Annotated in this window: 24 protein-coding genes; 17 read left to right on the top strand and 7 right to left on the bottom strand. The window is 67.0% G+C overall.

The window, feature by feature from the left end; translation table 11 throughout:
- Nucleotides 1-279: 279 nt before the first annotated feature.
- The 8 genes from parC (at nucleotide 280) to RKE25_RS07350 (ending at nucleotide 7540) form a co-directional block, all read left to right on the top strand.
- Nucleotides 280-2520: a DNA topoisomerase IV subunit A gene (gene parC / locus RKE25_RS07385; protein ID WP_311841593.1), complete on the top strand. Its 2241-nt coding sequence runs from the start codon at nucleotides 280-282 to the stop codon at nucleotides 2518-2520.
- Between the two features lie 53 nt (nucleotides 2521-2573).
- Nucleotides 2574-2864: a biotin--protein ligase gene (locus RKE25_RS07380; protein ID WP_311841592.1), complete on the top strand. Its 291-nt coding sequence runs from the start codon at nucleotides 2574-2576 to the stop codon at nucleotides 2862-2864.
- Complete coding sequence (locus tag RKE25_RS07375; RefSeq protein WP_311841591.1) at nucleotides 2861-3637, top strand: biotin/lipoate A/B protein ligase family protein; 777 nt, start codon at nucleotides 2861-2863, stop codon at nucleotides 3635-3637. Before RKE25_RS07380 ends, RKE25_RS07375 begins: the two co-directional genes overlap by 4 nt.
- Before the next feature lie 292 nt (nucleotides 3638-3929).
- A complete protein-coding gene (locus tag RKE25_RS07370) occupies nucleotides 3930-4424 on the top strand; it encodes a hypothetical protein (RefSeq protein WP_311841590.1) in 495 nt (164 codons plus the stop codon).
- Between the two features lie 131 nt (nucleotides 4425-4555).
- A complete protein-coding gene (locus RKE25_RS07365) occupies nucleotides 4556-5395 on the top strand; it encodes an alpha/beta fold hydrolase (RefSeq protein ID WP_311841589.1) in 840 nt (279 codons plus the stop codon).
- A gap of 121 nt (nucleotides 5396-5516) precedes the next feature.
- Complete coding sequence (locus tag RKE25_RS07360; RefSeq protein ID WP_311841588.1) at nucleotides 5517-5882, top strand: EamA family transporter; 366 nt, start codon at nucleotides 5517-5519, stop codon at nucleotides 5880-5882.
- 4 nt (nucleotides 5883-5886) lie between these two features.
- Complete coding sequence (locus tag RKE25_RS07355; protein WP_311841587.1) at nucleotides 5887-6333, top strand: EamA family transporter; 447 nt, start codon at nucleotides 5887-5889, stop codon at nucleotides 6331-6333.
- Between the two features lie 4 nt (nucleotides 6334-6337).
- Entirely contained in the window at nucleotides 6338-7540 is a 1203-nt protein-coding gene (locus tag RKE25_RS07350) for a DegT/DnrJ/EryC1/StrS family aminotransferase (RefSeq protein WP_311841586.1), read from the top strand.
- A 60-nt stretch (nucleotides 7541-7600) separates the two neighbouring features.
- Here the strand turns inward: RKE25_RS07350 and RKE25_RS07345 are convergent, their stop codons facing one another.
- The 4 genes from RKE25_RS07345 to RKE25_RS07330 all read right to left on the bottom strand — a co-directional run bounded on the left by RKE25_RS07345 (nucleotide 7601) and on the right by RKE25_RS07330 (nucleotide 11504).
- Nucleotides 7601-9196 (bottom strand): hypothetical protein, encoded by a 1596-nt coding sequence (locus RKE25_RS07345; protein WP_311841585.1) that lies wholly within the window; start codon nucleotides 9194-9196, stop codon nucleotides 7601-7603.
- A 316-nt stretch (nucleotides 9197-9512) separates the two neighbouring features.
- Nucleotides 9513-10355 carry a transporter gene (locus RKE25_RS07340; protein WP_311841584.1) on the bottom strand — a complete coding sequence of 281 codons (843 nt, stop codon included), beginning with the start codon at nucleotides 10353-10355 and terminating at the stop codon, nucleotides 9513-9515.
- Nucleotides 10356-10436: 81 nt separating this feature from the next.
- The gene (locus tag RKE25_RS07335; RefSeq protein ID WP_311841583.1) at nucleotides 10437-11174 is read right to left on the bottom strand and encodes a hypothetical protein; all 738 of its coding nucleotides are present in this window, start codon (nucleotides 11172-11174) and stop codon (nucleotides 10437-10439) included.
- Nucleotides 11175-11339: 165 nt separating this feature from the next.
- Nucleotides 11340-11504, bottom strand: a complete 165-nt coding sequence (locus RKE25_RS07330; RefSeq protein ID WP_311841582.1) for a hypothetical protein — start codon at nucleotides 11502-11504, stop codon at nucleotides 11340-11342.
- Between the two features lie 180 nt (nucleotides 11505-11684).
- Here RKE25_RS07330 and RKE25_RS07325 point away from each other — a divergent pair, with 180 nt between their 5' ends.
- From RKE25_RS07325 to RKE25_RS07300, 6 genes are read left to right on the top strand one after another with little or no spacing between them, the layout of a single operon-like run.
- On the top strand, nucleotides 11685-12158 hold the full coding sequence (locus tag RKE25_RS07325; protein ID WP_311841581.1) for a type IV pilin protein: 474 nt from the start codon (nucleotides 11685-11687) through the stop codon (nucleotides 12156-12158).
- A gap of 2 nt (nucleotides 12159-12160) precedes the next feature.
- The gene (locus RKE25_RS07320) at nucleotides 12161-12640 is read left to right on the top strand and encodes a GspH/FimT family pseudopilin (protein ID WP_311841580.1); all 480 of its coding nucleotides are present in this window, start codon (nucleotides 12161-12163) and stop codon (nucleotides 12638-12640) included.
- Nucleotides 12637-13203, top strand: coding sequence for a type IV pilus modification protein PilV (pilV, locus tag RKE25_RS07315; RefSeq protein ID WP_311841579.1), 567 nt, complete (start codon nucleotides 12637-12639; stop codon nucleotides 13201-13203). The genes RKE25_RS07320 and pilV overlap by 4 nt, the downstream gene beginning before the upstream one ends.
- An 8-nt stretch (nucleotides 13204-13211) precedes the next feature.
- Nucleotides 13212-14258: a PilW family protein gene (locus tag RKE25_RS07310; RefSeq protein ID WP_311841578.1), complete on the top strand. Its 1047-nt coding sequence runs from the start codon at nucleotides 13212-13214 to the stop codon at nucleotides 14256-14258.
- 1 nt (nucleotide 14259) lies between these two features.
- Nucleotides 14260-14799, top strand: coding sequence for a PilX N-terminal domain-containing pilus assembly protein (locus RKE25_RS07305; protein ID WP_311841577.1), 540 nt, complete (start codon nucleotides 14260-14262; stop codon nucleotides 14797-14799).
- A gap of 32 nt (nucleotides 14800-14831) precedes the next feature.
- Nucleotides 14832-18011, top strand: coding sequence for a PilC/PilY family type IV pilus protein (locus RKE25_RS07300; RefSeq protein WP_311841576.1), 3180 nt, complete (start codon nucleotides 14832-14834; stop codon nucleotides 18009-18011).
- A 108-nt stretch (nucleotides 18012-18119) separates the two neighbouring features.
- On the opposite strand, the gene RKE25_RS07295 is transcribed toward RKE25_RS07300, so the two are convergent.
- Entirely contained in the window at nucleotides 18120-18995 is an 876-nt protein-coding gene (locus RKE25_RS07295; RefSeq protein ID WP_311841575.1) for an arginase family protein, read from the bottom strand.
- Between the two features lie 2 nt (nucleotides 18996-18997).
- Nucleotides 18998-20068, bottom strand: coding sequence for a GNAT family N-acetyltransferase (locus RKE25_RS07290; RefSeq protein WP_311841574.1), 1071 nt, complete (start codon nucleotides 20066-20068; stop codon nucleotides 18998-19000).
- A gap of 269 nt (nucleotides 20069-20337) precedes the next feature.
- Between RKE25_RS07290 and RKE25_RS07285 the strand changes: the two genes are divergently transcribed.
- The 3 genes from RKE25_RS07285 to RKE25_RS07275 all read left to right on the top strand — a co-directional run bounded on the left by RKE25_RS07285 (nucleotide 20338) and on the right by RKE25_RS07275 (nucleotide 22258).
- Nucleotides 20338-20586, top strand: a complete 249-nt coding sequence (locus RKE25_RS07285; RefSeq protein WP_311841573.1) for a phosphopantetheine-binding protein — start codon at nucleotides 20338-20340, stop codon at nucleotides 20584-20586.
- A gap of 20 nt (nucleotides 20587-20606) precedes the next feature.
- Nucleotides 20607-21824 (top strand): beta-ketoacyl-[acyl-carrier-protein] synthase family protein, encoded by a 1218-nt coding sequence (locus RKE25_RS07280; RefSeq protein WP_311841572.1) that lies wholly within the window; start codon nucleotides 20607-20609, stop codon nucleotides 21822-21824.
- Between the two features lie 152 nt (nucleotides 21825-21976).
- A complete protein-coding gene (locus RKE25_RS07275; RefSeq protein WP_311841571.1) occupies nucleotides 21977-22258 on the top strand; it encodes a hypothetical protein in 282 nt (93 codons plus the stop codon).
- Nucleotides 22259-22308: 50 nt separating this feature from the next.
- On the opposite strand, the gene RKE25_RS07270 is transcribed toward RKE25_RS07275, so the two are convergent.
- A complete protein-coding gene (locus RKE25_RS07270; RefSeq protein WP_311841570.1) occupies nucleotides 22309-22704 on the bottom strand; it encodes an NUDIX domain-containing protein in 396 nt (131 codons plus the stop codon).
- Between the last annotated feature and the right edge of the window lie 3 nt (nucleotides 22705-22707).

Genomic DNA, 22707 nt, shown 5'->3' with positions numbered 1-22707 from the left:
TCTTGGGCAAGCAAGAAGAAGTAACTCGCTCTCCGGCAGGAGAGCGAAACCCTCGCCCAGAGGGCGAGACAACCAGGCGATCACGCGACAACCGAGCCGTGACGCCACTGGGTCCCGGTCCTTGCCCCCTCTTCGGGGTGCGCCGGAATGACGGCTGCAGGCGGGAGCGAGGCGCCACAGGGCGCCCAAGCCGCCCCACGCTGTCCCCATCCCCGCCAATCTGGCACCATCCCCCGCCTGCCCCACGCGCCCCGCGCGCCACCCACCCAACGCAACGGCATGAATCTGCAAGCTAATTTCGAACAGATCCCGCTCAAGGAATACGCCGAGCGCGCCTACCTCGATTACTCCATGTACGTGGTGCTCGACCGCGCGCTCCCCTTCGTGGGCGACGGCCTCAAGCCCGTGCAGCGCCGCATCATCTACGCGATGAGCGAGCTGGGGCTCGCCGCCACCGCCAAGCCCAAGAAGTCCGCGCGCACCATCGGCGACGTCATCGGCAAATTCCATCCGCATGGCGACACCTCGTGCTACGAGGCGATGGTGCTGATGGCGCAGCCGTTCTCCTACCGCTATCCGCTGGTGGACGGCCAGGGCAACTTCGGCTCGCCGGACGACCCGAAGAGCTTCGCGGCGATGCGCTACACCGAGTCCAAGCTCAGCCCCATCGCCGAGGCGCTGCTGGGTGAGCTGGGCCAGGGCACGGTGGACTGGGTGCCGAATTTCGACGGCACGCTGGAAGAGCCCAGCTGGCTGCCCGCGCGCGTACCGCACGTGCTGCTCAACGGCTCGATGGGCATCGCGGTGGGCATGGCCACCGACATTCCGCCGCACAACCTGCGCGAAGTGGTCAGTGCCTGCATCCGCCTGCTCGACGATCCGGACGCGACCGTGGCCGATCTGTGCGAGCACATCCTGGGTCCGGACTATCCGACCGAGGCGGAAATCATCACGCCGCGCAACGAGCTGCTGGCGATCTACCAGAACGGCACCGGCTCGCTGCGCGCGCGCGCGGTGTTCCAGCGCGAAGACGGCAACATCGTGATCACGGCGCTGCCGCACCAGGTCAGCCCGTCCAAGGTGCTCGAGCAGATCGCCGCGCAGATGCGCGCGAAGAAGCTGCCGATGATCGAGGACCTGCGCGACGAGTCCGACCACGAGAACCCGATCCGCCTGGTGGTCGTGCCGCGCTCCAACCGCATCGATCCGGACGAGGTGATGCAGCACCTGTTCGCCACCACGGACCTGGAAAAGAGCTACCGCGTCAATCTCAACATGATCGGCCTGGACGGCCGCCCGCAGGTGAAGGACCTCAAGCGCATCCTCACGGAGTGGCTGAGCTTCCGCACCACCACGGTGACGCGCCGGCTGGAGCATCGCCTGGCCAAGGTCGAGCGCCGCCTGCACCTGTTGGAAGGCCTGCGCATCGCCTACCTCAACCTGGACGAAGTGATCCGCATCGTCCGCACCGAGGACGAGCCCAAGCCGGTGCTGATGGCGCGCTTCAAGCTCAGCGAAGAGCAGACCGACTACATTCTCGAGACCAGGCTGCGCCAGCTGGCCCGCCTCGAGGAGATGAAGATCAATGCCGAGCGCGACCAGCTGGAAGAAGAGCGCGCGCGCATCAACGTCCTGCTGAAGTCGCCGGCCAAGCTCAAGGGCCTGATCAAGGAAGAACTGCGCACCGACGCGGCCAAGTACGGCGACGACCGCCGCTCGCCGCTGGTGCAGCGCGAGGCCGCGCAGGCGCTGGACGAGAGCGCGCTGGTCGCCAGCGAGCCGGTCACGGTGGTGCTCAGCCAGAAGGGCTGGATCCGCGCGGCCAAGGGCCACGACATCGATGCCGAAGGCCTCTCCTACCGCGAGGGCGACAGCCTGCTCGCGGCAGCGAAGGCGCGCACGACGCAGCAAGTGGTGGTGATCGACTCCACCGGCCGCACCTACTCCACGCCAGCGCACACGCTGCCCTCGGCGCGCGGCAACGGCGAGCCGCTCACCGGCCGCTTCAGCCCGCCGGCCGGCGCCAGCTTCGACGCGCTGTGCGCGGGCGACAACGACACGCGGCTGATCCTGGCCACCGACTTCGGCTACGGCTTCGTCACCCGCTTCGAGGCGCTCACCGGCCGCAACAAGGCCGGCAAGCAAGTGCTCACGCTGGGCGATGGCGCGCGCGTGCTGCCGCCGCAGATCAGCGCCGACCCATCGCGCGACCGCATCGTCGTGGTCACCACCGAAGGCCATCTGCTGATGTTCTCGGTAGCCGAGCTGCCGGAACTGGACAAGGGCAAGGGCAACAAGCTGATCGAGATTCCGAAGGCCAAGCTCGCCTCGGGCGACGAGCGCGTCGCGGGCGTCGCCGTGGTGAGCGAAGGCAAGGGCGAGGTCACGCTGTACGCGGGGCAGCGCAAGCTCACCCTGCGCTGGTCGGACCTGGTGGAGTTCGGCGGCAATCGCGCCACCCGAGGCGGCGTGCTGCCGCGCGGCCTGCGCCGCGTGGAAAGGATCGAAACCACGGGTTGATCCATGCGCCGCCCGGTCCGCCGGGCGGCGTTTTTCATGCCGGAGGCGTACGCATGCACGGCGAGTACAAAATGCCCGGCGGCAAGCTGGTCGTGGTGGATCTGGACGTCCACGCCGGCCAGTTGCGGCAGGTGCAGGTGAGCGGCGACTTCTTCCTGGAGCCGGCCGAAGCGTTGCGCCGGATCAACGCCGCGCTGGAAGGACTCAGCGCCTTCGCCGGTGAGGCCGAGCTGGCCAATGCCGTGCAGGACGCGCTGTCGGCCGACGTGCTGATGTACGGCATCTCGCCCGAGGCGATCGCGGTGGCCGTGCGCCGCGCCCTGCACCAAGGGGCCGGCGCATGACCCGCAGCGCCTGGCCCGAGCACGACTGGCAGCTGGTCCACGAGGCGCCGCAGCCCCCTGCGCTGCACATGGCGTTGGATGAAGTCCTTACCGAAGAAGTGTCCTCCGGCCGCCGCAAGCCCACGCTGCGCATCTGGGAATGGGCCTCGCCCGCGGTGGTGATCGGCCGCTTCCAATCGCTTCGCAACGAAGTGGACCGCGATGCCGCGCATCGCCACGGCATCGAGGTGGTGCGGCGGATCAGCGGCGGTGGCGCGATGTTCATCGAGCCGGGCAATACCATCACCTATTCCCTCTATGCGCCGCTCAGCCTGGTGGAAGGCCTTTCCTTCCAGGAATCGTATGCGCTGATGGACGCCTGGGTGATCGATGCGCTCGGCGAACTGGGCATCGAGGCCTGGTACCAGCCGCTCAACGACATCGCTTCCGCCGCCGGCAAGATCGGCGGCGCGGCGCAGGCGCGCCACGGCAGCGCCGTGCTGCACCACGTGACCATGGCCTACGACATCGACGCGGCCAAGATGCTGCAGGTGCTGCGTATCGGCCGGGAGAAACTCTCCGACAAAGGCACCGCCAGCGCCGCCAAGCGCGTCGATCCGCTGCGCAGCCAGACCGGCCTGCCGCGCGAAGCGGTCATCCAGCGCATGATCGACACCTTCCGCCGCCTGCACGGCCTGCGCGACGACGCGCTGCGTCCGGAGGAGCTGGCCCGGGCGCGCGAGCTGGCCACGAACAAATTCCACAAGCACGAGTGGACGGCCGAAGTGCCCTAACCCAAGCGCCGCCTCCACTCCCCACTCCCTCCCCCCGGGGAGAGGGCCGGGGTGAGGGGAACCTACGAAGCGTAGAAGCGGGAACCCGTAAAACAGCCTCGCTTCGTAGAACACTTTATCGAGCCCCCGCCCCATCTGCCGCGACCAAGGGAGTCCCTGCAGGACCGGCGTCTCCTCCGCGAAGGGAACAAGCGTTCCGCACTGGAACTCTCCGCACGGCAAATCATCAAAACCACGTTGTGCACGCTCTCCCTGCCCCAACCGTTATCGGCAGCGCCCCCGGAGTCTCCCCATGAACACCAAGCTCATCCCCGCCGCGCTCGCCTTCGCCCTCGCCCTGCCTGCCGCTGCCGCCCAGGCGCAGACAGCAAGCGGCCTCAACCTCAAGCTCCCGCCCGGCAGCGTCCCGGCCAGCGCCAGTACGGCACCGGCCCCGGCGACGCCGCGCGACGCCCCGCCCGCCATGGATGCGGTCAACGCCCGTCCGACCGGCGCCGCCACCGCCGGCCGCCCCGCCCCGGGCGTCTACTACGGCGACACCAGCGGCCGCACCGCCGCCCAGGACGAGGCCGAGGCGGAAGCCGCCCGCCCGCACTGCGACGACGCCACCTACAACCAGCCCCAGGTCCACGGCAGCGTGGGCATGGGCGTGGTGACCGGCAACCACTGGGGTTCGGGCACCTACAACAGCGGCGCGGTGAATCTCTCGCAGAACCTGGGCGACTGCTCGCATCCCACGGGGAGCATCGGCCTGTCTATCGGGGTCAGCCGCTTCAACGGGCGCTGAGCCGGGGCCGGCGGGCATCGAAAGTTTTTAGAAAGAGCCCCCGGCCAGACTCCCCTCATCCGCCTTACCAGCCGTCAATCCATGCGCTCTGCTGTACTGTCTTGCCTCCTTTCCCGTGGGGGCCGCCCGTCGTGATCCAGAACGTCGAGTTCCGCTTTGAAGGCGGCCGCGCCGGCGTGCTGCTCATCCATGGCCTGACGGGCACACCGGCGGAGATGCGCCTGGTCGGCAAGGGCCTCAACCGCGCCGGCTTCGATGTCTATGGCATGCAGCTGGCCGGCCATTGCGGCGATGCCGAGGACCTGCTCGCCACCGGCTGGACGGACTGGTACGACAGCGTGAAGGCTGCCGCCGAACGCTACGCCGCCGGCCTGGATCACCTGTTCGTCGCCGGCCTGTCGATGGGCGCCGTGCTCGCGCTGAAGCTGGCCGCCGACCGTCCCGACCTGGTCAAGGGGGTGGGCGTCTACGGCGCCACGTTCCGCTACGACGGCTGGGCCACGCCTTGGTACGGCAAGCTCTCGTTCCTGCTCCCGCTGATCGACCGGCTCGGCATCGGCCGCAAGCGCATGGTGTACGAGAACGAGCCCTACGGCCTGCGCGACGAGCGCATCCGCGCGCAGATCAGTTCGCTGATGCTCGGCGGCGACAGCGCCGCGGCCGGCCTGCCGGGCAATCCATGGCCGTCGCTGGCCGAGATGTACAAGATGGCCGCGGTGGTCAAGCGGGACCTGCCCAAGGTCACCGCGCCCTGCCTGATCGCCCATGCCACCGAAGATGACATCGCCAGCGTCGGCAACGCGCACTTGGTCGAGCGTTCCGTATCCGGTCCCGTGGAAATGCTGCTGCTGGAAGACAGCTACCACATGATCACCATCGACCGCGAACGCCGCCTGCTGATCGACCGCTCCGCCGATTTCTTCGGCCGGATCGCCAACACCACCGCCGACGGCGCACGCGCCGCGGCCTGACCGCCGCCACGGCTGACAGGCCGCCCGGGTAACGACGGGTGACAAGGACCACAGTGGAGATCCGGATGTCCGTTCGCGAGAAACCTCTTCGCCCTCGCGGCCTGCCGCTCGAAACGCGCGCATGAGCCCGCTCGCCATCACGCTGTGGCTGCTCAACGTCACCCTCGACACGGTGGGCCAGCTCGCGTTCAAGGCGGCCGCCGGCGACCCGGCCGCGGGCGACGGCATGGCGCGCTGGCGCTACATGGCCGCGCGCCCCTGGATCTGGGTCGGCATCCTGTCCTACGTCGCCGAGTTCCTGGTGTGGATCGCCTTCCTGTCGCTGGTCGATCTCTCCGAAGGCGTGCTGCTCGGTTCCATCAACATCGTGGTGATCATGATCGCGGGCCGCATCCTGTTCCGCGAAAAGCTCACCCCGCTGCGCGTCACCGGCATCCTGCTGGTCACCGCCGGCGTCGCCATCGTGGGAGTCGCCGGTGGAGGCTGAGCGCATGCAACCCGCGCGCCTTGGGCGCTTCTATTTCTTCGGCTTCCTGATCCTGGTGGCCTTCGACACCGTGGTGCAGCTGAGCTTCAAGTACGCCGGCAACCACGCGTTTCCGCCGGAGGCCAACTGGGCCTGGATCGTGCGCGTGTTCGGCCATCCGTGGATCTACCTGGCGGTGGTCGGCTACATCGGCAATTTCTTCACCTGGATGACCCTGCTCAAGCATGCGCCGATCGGCCCGGCCTTCGCGGTGACGCACCTGGAAGTGGTCAGCGTGATGCTGTTTTCGGTCTGGCTGTTCAACGAGCCGCTGACCTGGGCGCGCGTTCTGGGCGCACTGGCGATCGTGGCGGGCATCGTCTGCCTCGCCTTCGCCGAGAGCGGCGCGCATCCCGAAGGCGACGCGCCGACCGAAGCCAAGGGCGCGCTCGGCGCTTCCGCCGGGGACTGAGCCCATGCGCCGCGAGCTGCCGCCCACCGCCGGCCTGCCGCTGCATCTTTCGGACCTGCTGCCGCGCCGCGCCGACTTCGGCGCGGCGCTCGCCGGCTGGCTCGGCATCGACGAGGTCCAGCTGGAATGCTCCGGCACCGCCGCCATGGTGGTGGCCTTGCATGCGATGCATCGCCTGCGTCCCGGGCGCGACGAAGTGGTCGTCCCCGCCTGGACCTGTCCGCTCGTCGCGCTCGCCATTCATCGCGTGGGCCTGAAGCCGCGCCTCTGCGACCTCGCGCCGGATCACTTCGACCTGGACCCATCGGCACTCGCCGCATCGTGCGGCGAACGCACGCTCGCGGTCGTACCCACGCACCTCGCCGGCCGCGTGGCGGACGTGCGGCAGGCCCTCGCCGCCGCGCGGGCCTGCGGCGCCTACGTCCTCGAAGATGCCGCCCAGGCGCTGGGCGCGCGGCAGGACGGACGCACGGTCGGGCTGATGGGCGATGCCGGCTTCTTCAGTCTCGCGGTCGGCAAAGGACTGACGTTGTACGAAGGCGGCGTATTGATGTCACGCGACCCCGGCCTGCGTCGCGCCTTCGCCGACAGCCATCGCGAGGTGATCCGCCCGAGCCTGCGTTGGAGCATGCAGCGCGCGGTCGAGCTGATGGGTTATGCCATCGCCTATCGCCCCTCCCTGCTCTACCTCGCCTACGGCAAGCCGCTGCGCCGCGCGCTGGCGGAGAACGATCCGGTCGCGGCGGTGGGCGACGACTTCGACACCGACATTCCCTTGCATCCGCTCGGGCACTGGCGCCAGGCAGTGGGTTCGCACGCATTGCGGCGGCTGCCCGGCTTTCTGGAAACCACGCGCGCGCAGGCGCTGCGGCGCCTCGATGCGCTGCGCGCGCTTCCTGGCGTGACCGTTTTCGACGACGCACCTGGAACGCAAGGCACCTGGCCGTTCCTGCTGCTGACGATGCCGGATGCTGCCTCGCGCGATGCGGCGCTGGCGAAACTTTGGACGGCCGGGCTCGGCGTGAGCCGCCTGTTCATTCATGCGCTGCCGGACTACGGCTATCTGCGCGACATCGTGCCCGGCGCCGATCTGCCGCACGCGCGCGACTTCGCCGCGCGATCGTTGACCATCACCAACAGCCCCTGGCTGCGCGACGACGAATTCATGCGCATCGTCGAATGCCTGCGCGCTGTCTTGCCCGGCTGAGCCCAGAAACAGAACCCCGCCCTTGCGAGCGGGGTTCCGGGTTTCACCGCGTGATGGCGCTTATTGGCAGGTGCCGAACTTGAACGACGCCAGCCGCGTGCTCCAGTTGAACGAGCCCGTGGTCTTCAGGTACTCGTTGGTGTACCAGAACGTGCAGTCGTCGACCGGGTCGACGGTCATCGCACTGTAGTCGCCCCAGCGCGCCAGGTTGTTGCCGCTCTGCGAGCCGGTGCCCTCGATCATGCTCGCCTCGGCCTGCATGGTGTTGAGCGCATCGGTCGCCAGACGGCCCGTATAGCGGATCGCCGGATGGATCGCGCTGCTCGACGCGCTATAGCCCAGTGCCATGTTGCCCTGCTTGTCCATCGCCAGCGAACTCATCCAGCGGTAGGTCGTGTCAGGCGAGTACGTGGATTGCTGGTACACCACCGGCGCGGTACCCGGGCTGCGGATCTCGTACCAGCGCACGCCGCTGTAGGGATTGCGCTGCGTGGTGCCTACGCGCACCGCATGGCTGACCACTAGCGACTCGTGGTCGCCGAAGTTGCGATAGGCCAGGCGGAACATCAGGCGATCCGCCAGCGAATCGAGCTTCTGCTTGGTGCCCGTCTGGGGAACGCAGGTGCCGCCACTGCACGCGGCGGAGAACGAAGCCACCTGGATGGCGACCGGGCCGGTCAGCGTGGTGTTGGCACTGTTGCTCCAGTCGACGTGGAACTTCCACAAATTGAGCTGGTTCGAGCTGAAATTCATCATGTAGTTGGGCGAGCCTGCGGGCGGCGCAGTGCTGCCGTCGAGGTCGGCCGGCAGCAGGCTGCCGTAGCTGGTGGAAAGCTGGAAGCACTGCTGCGTCGCCGCCTGCCCGTTCAACATGGCATTGCGGTCGTAGGCGCAGACCTTCGCGCCGGCGAACGTATTGGTGAACATGTTGAAGGTGATGTAGTACCCGTCGGGCCACACGCCCAGCTTCGGATAGTCGGGGAACACGGAGCCGTAGTTGAACGCGTAACGGTAATACGCACCCGTGGCGTCGCTCGTCGCCGACACGGCCACGCACTGGTAATACGGCGCCGCCGTGACCGCGAACTGCGAGATGATCCAGCGGTTGGCAGCCTTGTCGTACACCACCACCGCGTCGCCATCGTTGTCGCTCTCGCACGGTCCGCCGAAGCCGGACCACAGCGTATTGGTCTGCACGGGTCCGTACACGACGTTCTTGGTCGCCTTGTCGAACACGGCGAAGCCGGTGTTGACGAGCTGCACGTATTGCGTGGCGCCCACCGCGCCATTGGTGTCCGGTGGCGCGCTGTTCACGGAGAAGGTGCCCTGCGGGCCGCTGAAGCCCTGGCCCACGCCATCGACGCCGCTACCGGCGGTGGGTGCGGCCACGCCCGTGTAGCTGGTTTGCACGGCACCGTCGGTTTGCGTGCCCGGCCCGTCCAGCATGGGCACCGGTCGCGCCGGGTGGTTGCGTGGACTCTTCGAGAAATCGTCGGGGCGCGGCATCACACCGCGCAAGGAATGCAGCGTGTCGTGCTGCACGGCAGGTGTCACTTCCGCGCCGCTCTGGCTCTCGGCGCGCGCACCGCCCGCCATGGCCAGGCCGACGGCGACGCACAACGCGGTGCCCGCGACACCGGTTCGTATCAGAAACATGATGGGCCTCCATGAAGAGTTGACGAACGATCGTTCTCTCTCAAGGCCGGTTCGCGCCCGTCCCGCGATGATGCCGCGACGCAAAGGCGCCACCAGCTGCGTATCTCGCTCACGACCGCAACGCGGCGCCCCAACGCGAACGAGATGCCCGCACGCTGCGCCCGTTTCCTTACCGCCATCTTTCAAACGCAGCGCAATGATTTGCGAACGCGTATACCGCGTCGCATTTTTCGCGCACAAAAAAAGAAGACGGCCAAACGGCCGTCTTCTTCCCGCCTTTCTTAGCGCGTACTTAGAAAACGAGCTTAGCCTTCGCTTAGAACGAATAGACCACCGAAGCGCCGACACCCCAATCCGGGCTGCCGTCGGTGAAGCCCTTGGTGGCATACACCTGGGCCTTCCACTGGCTCGCAAACTTGTACGAGTAGTAGCCCGTCAGCTCGCTGCGCGAGAAGCTCGTGCTGGACGCCTTTTCGCGATAGTCGTAGTACGCGCCGATGGTGCTCTGGCTGTCGAGCTTGTAGCTCGCGCCGACGTTCGCGCCGAACACGTCGTCGAGCTTGATGTACTGCGAGCTGCCCAGCGAGGTGTAGCTGACGCCGCCGAACAGCGTCCACTGGCCGAAGCCCTTGTACATGTCCACCGCGAACGTGTAGTCGTTCTTGCCGGTGCCCAGGCCTTTGTCTTCGTCGGCGGTGCCGAACTTCACCTTGCCGGTGAGATCGATGCCGAAGTTGTTCGCATCGTTGTGGTATGCCGAGTACGTCGCCGAAGCGATGACATCACCGAGACCGGAAGCCGAGCCCGTCGTGGTGTCCGCCGTGGTGCTGGTGGAACCGGCCGAACCCTGGCCCTTGCCGTGGCCCTTGCCGCGGCCGTTCGGGTTGCCGTTGTTCACCGGACCCACGCCGGGAATGACGTCCGCGGGACCGGACACGCGGATGTACGGCACCACCAGCTTCAGCGACCAGTCGCCGGTGTCGTAACCGAGGGAGACCGGCACCTGGGTGATGTCGGTGGTCTCCGACGTGCCGTACTTGCCGGAGGTGTAATCCACGCCGGCACCCACCTTCACGGTGGAGTCGTCGGCGTGCGCCGCCTGGGCCATCAGGCCCAGCACGCCGAGGGCGGCGAGCGTGCTTGCGTTCTTCAGCTTCATAGCGTCTTGTCCTTGGGAGCAGCAGCAAAGGGAGGCCCTGCGCGGGCCTCCCGGGTCTTTCGTTGGAGTTGTTCCTGCGGCTTAGCGGCCGCCGTGTTCCGGCTTGTCCGGGCGCTCGGGCTTGTCGGGGCGATCGGCCTTCTCGGGACGCTCCGGCTTGTCCGGGCGGTTCGCTTTTTCCGCCTTGTCCGCTTTATCGACCTTGTCGGCCTTCGCGGTCTTCTCGGCCTTCTCCGCCTTGCCCTTCTCGCCGTGCGCGATGTCCTCGCTCGAAGGCAGCGGACCATGGGCCTTGGCCTGCCCCATCACTTCGCCGAGCTTGAAGCCGAGCGACTTGGCGATCTGGCCCCAGCCTTCGCCGGACGCGCGTAGCGCGAGCACGCCGGACAGCTGCACCGTGCCCGTGGAGGTGGTGATGGTGCCGCCGTTGAGCGCCGTCTGCAGATCCGCCGCGGTCGGATTGGTGATGCCGGCCTTGGTCAGCTCCGCCTGCGCCAGCGACAGCGCGATGTTGACGTTGCCCCAGCCCATCGGGCCGGTGGCGGGCGTGAAAGTGGTCTGCACCGCTGGCGCGGTCGCCGTCGCCGGGGTGACCAGCACGACCGACGTACCGCCGCGCAGACCGGTGACCAGCGCCTGTGCGTTGTCGGTCGAACCCGCCAGCGTCGTATACGACGTGGTCAGGCGCGTGCTTTCCACCGTCGTGGTGGTGGTCGTCGTCGTGGTCGTCGTGGTGCTTGTCTGCGCGGCCGCCTGGCCGGTCAGACCCAGGCCGACGGCGGCGCTCAGCACGGAAAACGCAAGCAAATGTCTTTTCATGGTTCGCCCTTGAAACACATGGTTGGAGTTCGTTCGCATCGAGGCACCGTCCCCAGAAAGGCCGTCAGATGAACTCCGCATCCGCCATCGCCGCATTTCCCGGCCATGGCCCCGGCGCGAATGCTTGCCGACAATCACAAAAACGAAAAGAGGTAACGCGCAGGCTTATTCAGGCGATTTTCTGCTTTCGCGCAAAGCGATTTCTAAGTAATCGGTCGCGCGTGTGCGCCGGTCAACAAAACCAGGACAGCAAACTTTCGATTCTCTTTCGGCAAACTTGCTGTTCCGGTCGAGTCCGCAAGAAAAAAAGCCAAAATCGTTCAGCTTCATGCGGAAAACCCCCACCGCCATTCGATTTACGGCCGTTCAGCAAATTGACAGTCCGAATAGCCAGACCTACGCTTTGAACGCATCAGAATTGGAACAGTCGCTATTACTTAGGAAATACTTAGCGACGTTTATTTCCCGCTACACCACATATGGACACCCCAGGGGGAGGGGACCATTCACATGGTCACGCCTGCTTTGCCATTCAGCACAGCGCCGGACGCCCATGCGCGAGCGGGCCGGGCGCGCGCGCGCGGCTTCACGCTGGTCGAACTGATGATCGTGGTGGCGGTCATCGCCATCCTCGCCGCCGTCGCCATTCCCAACTACTACCGCTACATGCTGCGCGCCAACCGCGCCGCGGCCGAGGACGTGATGCTCGACATGGCCAGCGCCCAGGAGCGCTACATGATCGACAGCCGGGTGTACACGACTGACCCGTCTCAATTGGGTTACGGGACGCTGCCCGATTCGGTCTCGTCCAACTACACCTTCACGATCGCCCTGGTGGCCGGCCCTCCCCCGGGATACACCATCACCGCGGCGCCCAAATCCGGCAGTTTGCAGAGCCGCGACACGGACTGCGGCACGCTCAAGCTGGATAGCAGCGGCAACAAGACCGCCAGCGGCTCTTCCACGACATGCTGGAAGAAGTAGCCATGCGCCACGAATCGAACGGATTCACCTTGGTGGAGCTGATGGTCACGATCTCGGTACTGCTGGTGCTCGCCGTGCTGGCCGTGCCCCAGATGGCCCCCTTCTTGCAACGCCAACGGCTGAAGAACGCCACCATGGACCTGGCCTCCAGCGTCGTGCTCGCGCGCAGCGAGGCGATCAAGCGCAACGGCCCGGTCTACGTGGTCGCCAATGGCTCGGACTGGAGCAAGGGGTGGACCGTGAGCAGCGCCGCGACCGTATCGACCGCCAGCACCATCCGCGCGCAGAGTGCGCTGGATGGGCTCAGCATCAGCGAGACCGGCGGCAACACCTCGTTCAATTTCGGCGGCGACGGCCGCATGTCGGGTACGGGCCTGTCGTTCTCCGTGCAGCCCACGGTCACGTCGCGGGGCCAGCAGCCGCTGTGCGTCGCGGTGGGCGCCACCGGTCGCGTGCAGACCACCAAGGGAGCCTGCTCATGAAACACGAGCGCGGCATTCTGCTGATCGAAGTGCTGGTCTCGATGCTCATCGCCTCCGTGGCGCTATTGGGCACGGTGACGCTCATGGCGCGCTCGACGCGCAACGAGATGGAGTCCTACCAGCGCGTGCAGGCCCTCACCCTGGTGCAGGACATGGTGTCCCGCATCAATGCCAACCGGCAGGTGGCCGCCTGCTATTCCAATGGCGCCACGGGCCTGACCACCGGCACCGGCTCGGCCGCGCCGCCCACCTGCGCCACCGGCACGCCGACCCCGACCGCGCTGCAGGCCGCCACCGCCAACGCCGACCTGGCGGCATGGCGCAATGCGCTGCTCGGCGCGGGCGAGGTCTCGGGCGGCAACAAGGTCGGCGCGATGATCGGCGCGATCGGCTGCGTCGAACAGATCGATGCCACGAACAACATCTATCGCGTCACGGTGGTCTGGCAAGGGTTGATGCCGACCGCCGCGCCCAGCCTGACCTGCGGTCAGAACCAGTTCGGCCCTGACGACAAACTGCGCCGCGCGGTCAGCGTGCAGGTCCGGATCGCCAATCTCACCTGACGAGCACGATGCGCCCTCACCGCCCAACTCTGCATCCCCATCGCCAGCGCGGCTTGTCGCTGGTCGAGCTGATGATCGGCGTCACGATCGGGCTGGCGCTGTTGGCCGCGCTCGGCTCGCTCTACGTCGCCACCTCCAAGGCCCGCGCCGAATTCAACAAGACCGGCGAACAGGTGGAAAACGGCCGCTATGCGCTGGAGTCGATGGCGCGCGACATCGAGATGGCCGGCTTCTTCGGGCGCCCCGGCCTGCCGGTGTCGCTGCAGTACAGCCTGCCCGGCCCCTGCACGACCGCCCAGGCTTCGATGGGCTTCGATACCACCACCTCGCCGCTCACCGTGCCGGTCGCCGTGTCCGGCGTGGCCGCCGGTGGCGCGGTGCCGACCTGCCTGACCAACATGGCGACGGGAAGCGAAGCGATCACCGTCCGCTATGCCTCGGGCAATGTCACGCCGGCCGCTTCGGGTACCGAGTACTACCTGCAGCAGTCCAGTTGCACCACTGACACGAAACAGCTCGTCTACGACAACAAGTCCGCGAGCTTCACGCTGCTGGGCAAGACCTGCAGCGGCGCCCAGCCCGCGGAACTACGCAAGTACGTGGTCCGTTCCTATTACCTGGCCGGTTGCGACAACTGCGGCACGGGCGGCGACAGCATGCCGACCCTCAAGGTCGCGGAGTTCATCAACGGCTCGATCCAGGTCTCGTCGCTGGTGGCGGGCATCCAGGACGTGCATCTGGCCTACGGCGTCGACACCGACAACAACGGCTCGCCGGATTGCTACGTCGACAACCCGGCCATCGACAACTCGGCCACCTGCACCGGCAGCGGCGGCTACAGCTGGATCAACGCGACCACCAACTGGGCCAACGTGACCGCGGTACGCGTGACCGTGCTGGCGCGCAACCTCGATCCGACGGTGGGATGGACGGACACGCGTACCTACGACCTGGGCCGCGCGACGCCGGACGGCCCCTACAACGACGCTTACAAGCGCCACGTCTACAGCGCGGTCGCGCGCGTGTGGAATGTCGGCGGCGTACGGGAGAACTGACATGAGGCATGCGCCCTTCCCTTCCCGGCGCCAGCGCGGCTTCACGCTGATGATGACGCTGATCTTCCTGGTGATCTTCCTGCTGTTCGCCATCTCCATGGCCAGTTCCAGCATGGTCAACACCAAGGTGGCGTCCAACCAGCAGTACCGCGTGGAAGCCAAGAGCGTCGCCCAGCAGGGCGTGGAGTCGGTGATGAACCAGTCCTTCACGCTCAACCCGATTCCCGCTTCGTCGGTTCCGGTGGACGTCAACGGCGACGGCAATAACGATTTCACCGCCCAGGTGGCGGCGCCGTTCTGCCTCGATAGCAAGCCGGTCCTCAACAAAGACCTGCCGATGGGCGACGTGTGCCGCACGCCCACCAGCAGCAGCGGCGACCTGGTGATCGGTTCCGGCGGCGCCACGGCCGTCCTGTCGCTGTGCTCCGACACGAAGTGGGAAATCCAGTCGACCGTCACCGATCCGAACAACACCGCGACTTCGGTCACCGTGCACCAGGGTGCATCGGTCCGCGTCCCCGTGGGAACCGCCTGTCCATGAACCCTATTGCCCGCCTTCGCGGAGACGCCGCCATGTCCCACACGCGCCCATCCTTGAGCCGCCGCCTGCGCAAGCTGGCGTTCGCCGCTGCCCTCCTGGCGCTGCCGGGCCTGGCCCTCGCCGAGGACATCGACCTGTACACCGGCGCGCCGGTGAACGGTGGCTCGCCGAATCTGATGATCCTGCTCGACAACGCCGCGGCGTGGAACGGCAGCGCGAACTTCACCTGCCCCACCACGAGCTACGTTGGCAGCAACAACAACGGCAAGGACGTAGGTTTCGAGCAATGCGCGCTTTATCAAGCCGTCACCACGATCGGCTCGAACGCCCAGCTGCTCGGCAAGATCAACATGGGGCTGATGCTCTTCGACTCTGCGAAGAACCCCACCAACGGCGGCATCTTCAGGTTCCCCAACGTCGGCCGTGCCGACCCCGGTCCGCTGCCCCTCATGGACAGCACCGGCATCGCGTCCTTCCAGACGGCGATCAAGACCATCGACCGCGCCAACGACACCTCCAACAATTCGCAGGTCGGCGGCGGCATGGAGGAGATGTGGGCCTACTTCGCCGGCGGCACCGGCCTCAGCGGCGTGAAGTACAAATCGCCGTTGTCCGGCCCTTGCCAGAAGAGTTTCGTGATCTACATCGCCAACGCGATGAACAACGGCAAGCCCCAGGATCCCTCGAACAGCCCGAGTGCACTGTCGTCGCTGACGCAGGCGCTGGGCCAGGCGCCTACCCAGATCACCATTCCGCCGCCCTACAACAAGTACCAGTCCAACTGGGGCGACGAGTGGGCGCAGTACATGTACAACACGGACCTCTCCGGGGGTACGTCGACCAATCCGCAGAACATCATCACGTACACGATCGCCGTCACCGACGGCACCAACCCCGACTACGTGCAGTTCCTGCAGAGCATGGCCAGCCACGGCGGCGGCAAGGCCTTCGTGGTGAACATCAACGATCCGAACGCGCTCGATGCGCTGATCTCGGATCTGATGCAGATCTTCAACGAAGTGCAGTCGATCAACAGCGTGTTCGCCTCGGTCAGCTTGCCGATCAGCGTGAACAGCCAGGGCGTGTCGTTGAACCAGGTGTACGTGGGCATGTTCCGCCCCGACCCGACCGCCCTGCCACGCTGGGTGGGCAACCTCAAGCAGTATCAGCTGGGCCTGGACAGCAACGGCAACGTGGTCACCGAGGACTCGCTGGGCAACTCAGCGATCAGCAATAACGGCTCGGGCTTCATCTCGCCGAACGCGCTGAGCTACTGGACCTCCGATCAGCAGACCGGCACGCCGCGCAACGGCCCGCTGACCTTCCCCGGCGGTACCAGCGTGGTGGCCAACTGGCCCACGACGGGCTTCTGGATCAACAAGCCTTCCGGCGTGTCGCAGGCTTACGACGCCGTGGACGGCGAAGTGGTGGAGAAAGGCGGTGTGGGCGAAATGCTGCGCGCCGATTACCTGACTTCGCAGACGGGGCGCACGGTCTACACGTGCAACAGCGTGGGCGGCTGCCCCACCACCGTCGCTATGCCTAGCTTCAACACCAGCAACAGCTCCCTTACCACCACCGCGCTCGGCACGACCAGCGCGGACCTGTCCAATCTGATCAACTGGGTGCGCGGCGCCGACAACACCAGCCCGAACAACGAAGCCGAGCCCGGTCCCGGCGGTGTGGTGACGATCCGCCCGTCGATCCATGGCGACGTGCTGCACTCGCGCCCGGCCATCGTCAACTATGGCGGCAGCACCGGCGTGGTGGTGTTCTACGGCTCGAACGATGGCTTCTTCCGCGCGGTCAACGGCAACCAGACCGCCGGCATCGGCAACGTGCGGCCCGGCGGCGAGCTGTGGTCGTTCGTCGCGCCGGAGTTCTTCGGCAAGCTCAAGCGCCTGCGCGACAACAGCCCGGTGATCAAACTGCCCGGCATCACCGATGCGACGGCCAAGCCGAAGGACTACTTCTTCGACGGCACGACCACCGTGTACCAGGACCAGCGCGTCTCGCCCGCGAAGACCTATATCTACCTCACCGCGCGCCGCGGCGGCCGCTTCGTCTACGCCTTCGACGTGACCGATCCGACGGCGCCGCGCTTCCTGTGGAAGAAGTCCAATACGGACATTCCCGAGCTGGGCCAGACCTGGTCGCAGCCCAAGGTCGCGCGCGTCAAGGGCAACACCAATCCGGTGCTGATCATGGGCGGCGGCTACGACACGGCCGAGGACGCCGACCCGGTGCAGAGCGCCGACACCATGGGCCGGGCCATCGTCGTGCTGGATGCCGTTAGCGGCGCCCCGGTATGGGTCGCTGCGCCGAACTGCACCGGCGAGCCCTCGCCCTGCCTGAGCGTGCCGGGGATGACCTTCGCGATACCGTCGGACATCACCATGCTGGATCGCGACGGCGACGGTTATATCGAGCGCCTGTACGTGGGCGACCTCGGCGGCAACATCTGGCGCGCCGACCTGGAGCCCAACGCGCTGACCTCGCCGTCCAACTGGACCGTGTCCCAGATCGCCAGCCTGGGCGGCACCGGCACCAATGCGCGCAAGTTCTTCTATCCGCCGGACGTCGTGCCGACCTCGAGCTACGACGCCGTCGTGGGCGCCACCGGCGACCGCGAACATCCGCTGGCGTCGAACGCCGCCTCCAATGTCATCAACCGCTTCTACAGCCTGCGCGACACCAATACCGGCAGTTCGGTGGCGGCCAGCTGGACGACCATCACCGAATCCAGCCTTTCCGATGCCACCAACACGCTGTACACGGGCAGCGGCAGCGGCTTCTACATCACGCTAGCGAATGCGGGCGAGAAGGCGGTCAACGCACCGCTGACGGTGGCCGGCTACACCTATTTCGGCACCAACCAGCCGGCCAATCCGACGAACAACCCGAACATGTGCTACCCCAACCTGGGTATCGCGCGCGGCTATGCCATCAACTTCCTCGACGGCAGCGGCATGAACCCGAACCGCTTCGTGAAGTTCGACGGCGGCGGCATGCCCCCGTCGCCGATCTTCGGCCTGGTGCAGCTGCCCACGGCCGGCGGCGGCACGTTGCTCACGCCGGTACTCATCGGCGGCGGCAACCAGCTGGGCCAGGTGGGCGGCAACAACACGTCCTCCCTGGGTTCGCAGAAGGTCACGCCGCCGGGTACGGGCAAGCGCAAGCGCACGTACTGGTACATCGACGGCGTGAAGTAAGCGCCGCGCGCGCATGCCATCGAAGCCGCCGCCCGGGCAACCGGGGGCGGCTTTTCTTTTGGGCTGGCGTAGAACGGCTCCACCGCCGTGCAGGCGGCGGGCACCCGGTCAGATGCTGCTTTCGCCGATGGCGGCGAGCAGCCGCGTATTGAGTTCGCGTTGCTGCGCCTGCCAGGCGTCCAGCTCGTGTTGCGGCACCGGTTCCTGACCATCCATGCCGCTGAGCAGGCGCTTCCACCAGGTGCGGTAGCGATACGCCGAGACTTCGCCATTGATGTCGCTGGCGACGATGCGCCCGCGCAGCGACTCGATGATGGCCATCGCGTGATGCTCTTCCAGCCGGCCCTGGTCCCAGTTGGTACGCGCGGTAGCGACGCTGAAAGCGTCCTTGTCGATCGAGAGATAGGTCGGCTGCGGCGCCTGACGCAGTTGCGCCACGAAGGCAGCGGTCAGCGCATCCGGGTCGTCGAAACGGCGAAACGCATCCTGCAGGCCCAGCTTCGCGGACCAGCCCACGTCCACGTCCATGCACCAGTAGGTGAGCTTGCCCGCGCGCAAGGGCTGCAGGTAGTTCTCCCAGGCATGGCCGGCACCGATGTCGGAGGACGTGATGCCGACGACGTGCACGTGGTTCACGTACGGCAGCATGGCGACCTTGCGCACCCACGAGCCGCAATGGATGCCCCACGGGAAGCGCATGTTGTCCGGATGGTTGTCGAACACCACCAGCTGGAACGGCCCGCGCGCGCGCTGGCGCTCGACCAGCGGCCAGGTGAGATGGTGATAATCGCCGGAGCCCATCAGCACCGTGCCGTGCCCGGGCGGAGCCACCGCGTCCAGATGGCGTCGCAGGCGCGCGAACGTGCGCAGCGTGCAGCCGAAGCGGATCGCCTCCTGCCAGTCGCCGAGCGGAACGGTGGTGGCGCCGGCGATCTCACCGACGGAACCGTCGAAATCCAGGATCAGGGGATCACGCTTGCGCATCGTCAGTGCTCGTTCGCGTCGCCATGCTGCGCCGCCCATTGGCTGTCGCTTTCGAACAGGTGCCCCAGGCGCCGGGCGATGGCCCGCAACAGCGGGTTGCGCAGCCACACGGCATGGCGGGTCAGGGTGAACCTGGCGCCAAGATAGGATTTGACCTGGGGGTCGGTCCAGCCCGCGACGTAATGCGTCAGTCCGCGCTCCCGCGCCCAGGCCAGGTTGTGGAACCAGCTGGTGAAGTACAGATTCTGCTCGCGCGCCTGCGGATAGGCGAAGCCGACGTACTTGTCGATCAATTTGCCGTCTGCCACGAAGCAGAGATTCCACCCGATCATCGCGCCCTCGTAGTGGTAGACGAAGGCGAAGCCGCCATTGCCGGCATCCCGCAGCACGGCGGCGAAGAAGTCGCGGCTGAGCTTGTCGAAATGCACTTCGCTTTGCGCGTAGACGTTCTCGTACAAGGCGTAGAACGCGTCGACCGTCGCCTCGTCGGCAAAGCGCGCGTCGCCGCAAGCGACCGTTTCCACGTGCACGCCATCGCGCTTGCGCAATTTGCGGCGGATGTCCTTCCGCCGCGACGCGGACAGGCGGCCGAGGTATTCGTCTTCGTCCGCAAAGTCGATCGGCACGTAGGCCAGCGCCTGGCCTTCCAGCAGAAGGAAACCTTCCGTGCGGCAGGCGTCGGCGAAACGCGCGCACCACTCGCGCCCGGCGGCGTCGCATAGCGGCGAATCCAGCGGGATGTCCTTGACGATCAGCAGGCGCTGCCCGTCGCCCAGGCGCGCACGCAAGTCACCCGCCAGCGCCGCCGGGTCGGCCTGGCGCGGAAACAGCGCGTACTCGGACACCGTGGTGCCGACGAAGGCGGTGCGCCAGCGCAACAGGCGCCCCCACCAGCGGTAGCCGGGCGCGTGGACGATGCGCCGGCGCAAGGCATCGTCCGCGGTGGTCAGCAGGTCGAACGGCGCCACAAACGCCGGCGTGCCGACGGCGTCGACTACCTGGAAGCCGATCGGCGGATGCACCGCGAACGAATCGACGAGACCGTCCGGTTCGAGCTGGTTGAGATAACGCACGCAAGGATTCCGCAAGTGAAGGGCCGCCGCCCCGTGGCACGGCGGGACGATGATGCCCCAGGCCCAGCGCCGGAAGCATGGCCGGAGCGGCTTTCAGGCCCCTTACCCGGGCGCCGCGGAGGATGCCAAAGATTGGCGAAAGGCGTCGCGCCCACAATCATGACGAAGCAGGACCGCGCTTCTGGACAAGCTCCCCGCGGTTGGTCAGGCTTGCCGGGTCGGCCGCCAGGCGCGGCCTCGGCGAACGCCACGGACCCAGGACATCGATCATGAGCGAGCAGAACGTACAGCGCGAAACCTTCGAGATCATCGCCAAGCAGGCGAAGATCGAGATCGACACCATCAAGCCCGAGTCCACGCTCAAGGAGCTGGGCGTCGCTTCGCTCGACGCCATCGAAGTGATCTTCGACCTGGAAGAGCATTTCAACATCCAGCTGCCCAACGAGGACGCGGATTTCGACAACGGCACCGTGGGTCAGCTGGTGCAAGCCATCGAACGCCAGCTCGCCGCCAAGTAACCTCAGCCAGCCCAGACTTCATGCAACGTCTCGTCATCACCGGCATGGGCGCGATCTGCGCGCTCGGCAACGATGCGCCTTCCGTCTGGAAGGCCATGACCGAAGGCCGCACCGGCATCGCCCCCATCACGCGCGTGGCGCCGGAGTTGATGCGCGCCGGCGGTGTCGTGGCCGAGGTAAAGGACTTCGACTCCGCGGCCTACTTCGACGAAGCCAAGCTCAGCCAGCTCGACCTGGCGACCCAGTATGCGCTGGTGGCTGCGGGCGAAGCGGTGCGCCAGTCGGGGCTAGTCTTCGAAGGCGAGCGAGCCATGCGGACCGCGGTGGTGGTCGGCAGCGGCGTGGCCGGCGAGTCCACCCGCGATGTGCAGTATCACAAGCTGTACGCGGAGAACGCCTCGCGCCTGCATCCGCTGGGCATCATCCGCATGATGATGAACGCGCCCGCCAGCCAGATCAGCATGGCGCACGGCATCACCGGCCCCTCGTTCGTCGTGGCCAGCGCCTGCGCGTCGTCGAATCACGCGTTCGCGCAGGCGGCGATGATGATCCGCTCGGGCCTGGTGGACGCCGCCGTGGTCGGCGGTACCGAGGGCTGCCTCACCCTGGGCACGTTGCGCGCGTGGGAAGCGATGCGCGTGCTGGCCCCCGACACCTGCCGCCCGTTCAGCGCGGGCCGCCGCGGCATCGTGCTGGGCGAAGGCGCCGGCATGTTCGTGATCGAAACGCTCGAACAAGCGCAGGCGCGCGGCGCCACCATCCTGGCCGAACTGGCCGGCGCCGGCATGAGCTCCGATGCGGGCGACATCGCCGCGCCGTCCGAGATCGGTGCAGCCGCCGCCATGGCCGCCGCGTTGCGCGACGGACAGCTGTCGCCGTCCGAGATCGACTACGTCAGTGCGCACGGCACCGGCACCCTGGCCAACGACGCCACGGAGACCGCCGCGCTGCACCGTGTGTTCGGCGAACACGCACGTGCGCTGGCGATCTCCTCCACCAAGCCGATGCACGGCCATGCCCTGGGTGCCTCCGGTGCGCTTGAGCTGGTGGCGGTGATCGGTGCGCTGCGCGACGGCATCGTGCCGCCGACGCTGGGCTATCTTGAACGCGACCCGGTCTGCGATCTGGACTACGTACCCAATGAAGTGCGCCGCATGCCGGTGCACGCGGCGATCAGCAACTCGTTCGCCTTCGGCGGCCTCAACGCGGTCGTGGCGCTGCGGCGCATCGACCCGTAACCGCGCCGTCTCGCGATGGGCGGCATCGGCCGGAGCGGTACGGCGGCTGTACGCAAATTCCTGCGCGGGCCTGCGTTCACGCTCGCGCAAGCCTCGCCGCGTAGGGTGTAGCCACCGTGCAACGGGCACGGCTTCACCTGAGGACATTGACCATGTCGAAGAAGCTTCTTTCTGCCGCGCTGGTACTCGGCGTGTTCGCGCTGCCGGTCTCGTATGCGTTCGCACAGCACGCCGGTGGCCATGGCGGCGGTTCCGCGCACTCGACGCCGACGACGCACACCAATAACGATGCACATGGTGACGCCGTGTCTCAGGCCGCCGCCGATGCGCGCGCCGACGACACCAAGGTGGGCACCGCGGTGAGCGACGTCGCCAGCGACAAGAACAAGGGCAAGCACGAGGCCAAGGGCCACGGCAAGACCCACGGCCATTGAGCGACTGAGGCCGGATCCATTCGGGCCAGGGATGGCCCTTTCCGCCCCGGTCAGGCCAGCAGCGGCAGCAGTTGTTCCCGGCTCAGGCGTGCAATGGGCAGATCGCCGGGATCCGCCGGGTCGACCCAGCACAGGGTTTCGATTTCGGCCCGCGCTTCGCAGGGTCCATCGACCATCACTTCGTAGACCACTGCCTCCACCACGCAGCCCGGCTCGTTCGCCGCAGGCGCGCTGAAACGCCCGAGCAGCCTCGCACCTTCGCGCCGCATGGCACAGCCGAGTTCCTCTTCCAGTTCGCGCGCCAAGGTGTGCAGATCGTCGAGATCGTCCGGGTCGCGCTTGCCGCCGGGCTGCTGGAAGATTTCCGAACCACGCTTGCGCACCAGCAGTACGCGTCCGCCCGGATCCCGGATCATCGCCGCCACGATCTCGATGCGGCGCGCCACAGG

This window comes from Dyella sp. BiH032, from assembly GCF_031954525.1.
Lineage (GTDB): Bacteria > Pseudomonadota > Gammaproteobacteria > Xanthomonadales > Rhodanobacteraceae > Dyella_D.
The sequence above is the reverse complement of the archived record's forward strand: the minus strand, read 5'-3'. Positions and strand labels throughout refer to the sequence as shown.